Annotated in this window: 3 protein-coding genes; 2 read left to right on the top strand and 1 reads right to left on the bottom strand. The window is 68.0% G+C overall.

Translation table 11 applies throughout. The features are described 5' to 3' along the window. On the bottom strand, positions 1–1,090 hold a 1,090-nt coding region (locus WCJ52_RS12065; protein WP_336903554.1), incomplete at its 3' end, for a DEAD/DEAH box helicase. A gap of 224 nt (positions 1,091–1,314) precedes the next feature. Here WCJ52_RS12065 and WCJ52_RS12060 point away from each other — a divergent pair. Both WCJ52_RS12060 and argJ read left to right on the top strand, forming a co-directional pair. Next, entirely contained in the window at positions 1,315–2,280 is a 966-nt protein-coding gene (locus WCJ52_RS12060) for a peptidylprolyl isomerase (RefSeq protein ID WP_336903553.1), read from the top strand. Further along, entirely contained in the window at positions 2,277–3,716 is a 1,440-nt protein-coding gene (argJ, locus tag WCJ52_RS12055; protein ID WP_336903552.1) for a bifunctional glutamate N-acetyltransferase/amino-acid acetyltransferase ArgJ, read from the top strand. Before WCJ52_RS12060 ends, argJ begins: the two co-directional genes overlap by 4 nt. Positions 3,717–3,894: the final 178 nt, after the last annotated feature.

Here is a 3,894-nt window from a genome sequence, read left to right as displayed (position 1 = left end):
CCGAGGCGAGGGTCTGGTTCTCGGGCTGGACGTGCGCGCCTTCCTTGGCCTCGATGGCCTGGTGCAGGCCCTCCGAGAGGCGGCGGCCCTGCATCATCCGGCCGGTGAACTCGTCGATCAGCACCACCTCACCCGAGCGGACGATATAGTCCTTCTCGCGGGTGTAGAGGACATTGGCCTTCAGGGCCTGATTGACGTGATGCACGACCGAGACGTTTGCGGCGTCGTAGAGGCCGGTGGTGTCTTCTTCCAGATGGTCGCCCGCCCGCAACATCTCCTCGATGGTCTCGGCGCCGGTCTCGGTGAGGATGACCTGCCTCTGCTTTTCGTCGTGGTCGAAGGTCGAGGGATCCTTGATCAGTTCCTTCACCAGGACATCGACGGTCCGGTAGAAATCCGATCGATCTTCGGTGGGTCCCGAGATGATGAGGGGGGTGCGCGCCTCATCGATCAGGATTGAGTCCACCTCGTCGACGATGACGAAGTTGTGCCCCCGCTGCACCATCTCCTCGAGTTCGTAGACGAGGTTATCGCGGAGATAGTCGAAGCCGAATTCGTTGTTGGTGCCGTAGGTGATGTCGGCCGCATAGGCCGCCTTGCGCTGGCCCTGGCTGAGGCCGTGCACGATGACGCCCACCGACATTCCGAGGAAGCGGTAGACCTGGCCCATCCAGTCGCCATGCAATTGGGCGAGGTAGTCGTTGACGGTGATGACGTGGACACCCTTGCCCGCCAGGGCGTTCAGGTAGACCGGCGAGGTGGCGACCAGGGTCTTGCCCTCGCCGGTACGCATCTCGGAGATTCCGCCCTCATGCAGGCCGATCCCGCCGACCAGCTGGACGTCGAAATGGCGTTGGCCGAGCACCCGCCTGGACGCCTCTCGCACCACGGCGAAGGCTTCCTCCAGCAGCTGGTCTAGGGTTTCGCCGCGCCCGAGGCGCTCGCGGAACTCGACGGTCTTGGCCCTCAGCGCCTCGTCACTCAGCGCCTGGGTGCTAGGCTCGAGGCGGTTGATCTTCGCCACCCGGCCCGCGAGGGCCTTGACCTTACGGTCATTTGAAGAGCCGAAGAGTCGCTGGAAGATGCTCACGAGATGGGTCCGGACCTGTGCGGGGTGAGGAGGGCGGTGTGTCCTGAAGACTTCCCGGGAGCCCGGAAAACCCGCTTCCTCCGGGGTGGTCGTGACTTAAGCACCCCCCCCTTCACTGTCAACGCGAAGCGCCCGTGACGGGCCGAGCAGCGCTGTGCTTTGCAAGGCCCCCCGGGAAGGTCTAGGGACAGGTTTTAAACCGTCGTCTCAGGGGTTTCGCGGGCATGTTCCAGCACCTCTTCCTTCTCCGGCAGGCCCGCCCGCTCGCCGCGGCGCTGCTAGTTGGAGGCCTGCTCCTGTCCGGATGCGAAGGCCGCCAGAAGGCAGATGCCCCGCCCGAACCCGGAGACGCGGTGGTGGCTCGGGTCGATGGCGCGCCTGTCTGGACCTCCGACGTCAAGCGCGAGGCGGTCGCCCAGGGCCTGATCGGCGAGGGCGAGCCCCTGGATCCAGCGTCCGATCCCTTTCGGCGCACCACCGACGAAGTGATCGACCGCCGCCTGCTGGCCGCTGAGGCGACCCGGCGCAAGCTCGACCGGGATCCGGCCGTCCAACGGCGCTTGGCGGCCGCCCGCGAGCGGATCCTGGCAGACCTGGTGGTCGACTCCACCGTCACCGGCGCCATCAGCGAGTCCGCCATCCGCGACCTCTACCAGGAGCAGGTGCGGCTCTCACGCCAGACCGAGGAGATCCGCGCCCGCCAGATCGTGGTCGCGACCCAGGCCGAGGCCGATGCGGTCCGCAGGCTCCTGGGATCCGGCGGGTCCTTCGAGGCCCTCGCCATGGAGCGCAGCGTGGATGCGGCGACCCGGTTCAACGGCGGCGACCTTGGCTATTTCACAGTCGACATCATGCCGGATTCCTATGCGGCGTCCCTCAAGACCGCCAAGGCGGGCCAGACCGTTGGGCCCTTTCCGGTCGAGGGCGGATGGGCCCTCGTCAGGATCGAGGACCGCCGTCCCGAGGCGCCCATCTCCCTGGAGGCCGCGCGTCCGCAGATCGTGCGCTTCCTGACCTATGACCAGGTGCGCGACCTTCTCGAGAAACTGCGGGGCCAGGCCAAGGTGCAGACCTTCCTGAAGACCACCCCCGATGTTCCCGGCCAGCCCCGGGAGCCCGCCGCTGCCCCGCCTGCGGCGGATCCGCCACCAAGCCCACCGCCGAACCGCAAGGAGGGGAAGGCACCATGAGCCGTAAGCCCGAAGAGCCCGAGGCCGCCGCCCCGCGCCGTCGCGCCGCCGCCACGCCGGTCGAGGTGGTAGGACAGACCTTCGAGAAGGCCCTGGACCCGCTCACCTCGGCGCTCAAGCGGGCCTCTCTGAGGCGCGCTGACCGGCAGGCGAGGGCCTTTGACCGTCCCGCGACTGAGGCGGCCGCGCCGGCCAAGGGCGCCTTGCCCGTTTCGCCCCTTGCCGTTCCCTTTCCGCGCATTCCTCCCATCGAGGGCGTGGAGATGGCCACCGCCCGGGCTGGTTTTTACAAGCATGAACGCGAGGACCTGCTGGTCATGCGCTTTGCCGAGGGCACAAGCGTCGCCGGGGTCTTCACCCGGCATGGTGTGGGCTCGGCGCCGGTAGACTGGTGTCGGCGGGTCCTGGCCCAGTCCCAGGGCGAGGACGCCCGGGCCCTGGTGGTGAACGCCGGCTGCGCCAATGCCTTCACCGGCAAGCCCGGGGCGGACGCCGCCCGCCGGGTCGCCTCGGCGGTGGCCAAGCGGTTCGACTGCCGCCAGCGCGACGTCATGCTGGCCTCCACAGGCGTCATCGGCGTGCTCCTGGACGATGTGAAGATCACCCAGCGCCTGCCCGAGGCCGAAGCGGCCCTGGCCTCCGACGCCTGGTCGGCCGCCGCCGGGGCCATCATGACCACCGATACCTTTCCCAAGGGGGCCTTCGCCGAGGCCCAGATCGACGGGAAGACGGTCCGGATCGCCGGCATCTGCAAGGGTTCGGGCATGATCGCGCCAGACATGGCCACCATGCTGGCCTTCGTCGCCACGGACGCCGATATCGCTCCCAACGCTCTGCAGACCCTGGTCAGCCTCTATACGCGCTCGACCTTCAACTGCGTGACGGTGGATGGCGACCGTTCCACCAATGACACCCTCCTCCTGTTCGCCACCGGCAAGTCCGAGGCCCCGCGGATCAGCCGCGCGGGCGACCGCCGGCTGGCGGACTTCCGGGAAAAGCTCGAGGCAGTCCTCCTGGACCTCGCCCTGCAACTGGTGCGGGACGGGGAGGGGGCGACCAAGTTCGTGCGCATCAATGTCTCGGGCGCGGAAAGCCCCGCCTCGGCGCGCAAGATCGCCCGGACCATCGCCGAGAGCCCCCTGGTCAAGACCGCCTTCGCTGGCGAGGACGCCAACTGGGGCCGGATCGTCATGGCGGTGGGCCGCGCCGACGAGCCCATCGACCGCACCCGGCTGAGGGTTCAGTTCGGCCCCCTGGTTGCCGCCCAGGATGGTCTCGTCTCGCCCACCTATGATGAAGCGAAGATGAGCGCCTACATGAAGCAGGCCGAGCTGGAGGTCAGCGTCGACGTCGGCATCGGCCGGGGCTCCGCCACAGTCTGGACCTGCGACCTGACCAAGCAGTACGTGGCCATCAACGGGGATTACCGGAGCTAGGGTACAGGCCGTCTGTAAGTCCTCTCCCCTCTGGGAGGGGGACCGCTGAGACGCCGTTGACCCCCTCAGTCGGCTACGCCGACAGCTCCCCCTGAGGTGGAGCAATTAGACGGTTCTAAATCCTCCACCCCTTTGGGGGAGGTGGACCGGGGCGATAGCCCCGGGACGGAGGGGGAAC

Source organism: Phenylobacterium sp., from assembly GCF_037138395.1.
Lineage (GTDB): Bacteria > Pseudomonadota > Alphaproteobacteria > Caulobacterales > Caulobacteraceae > Phenylobacterium.
Note: the sequence above shows the minus strand (reverse complement) of the source record. Positions and strands in the feature narration are given on the sequence as shown.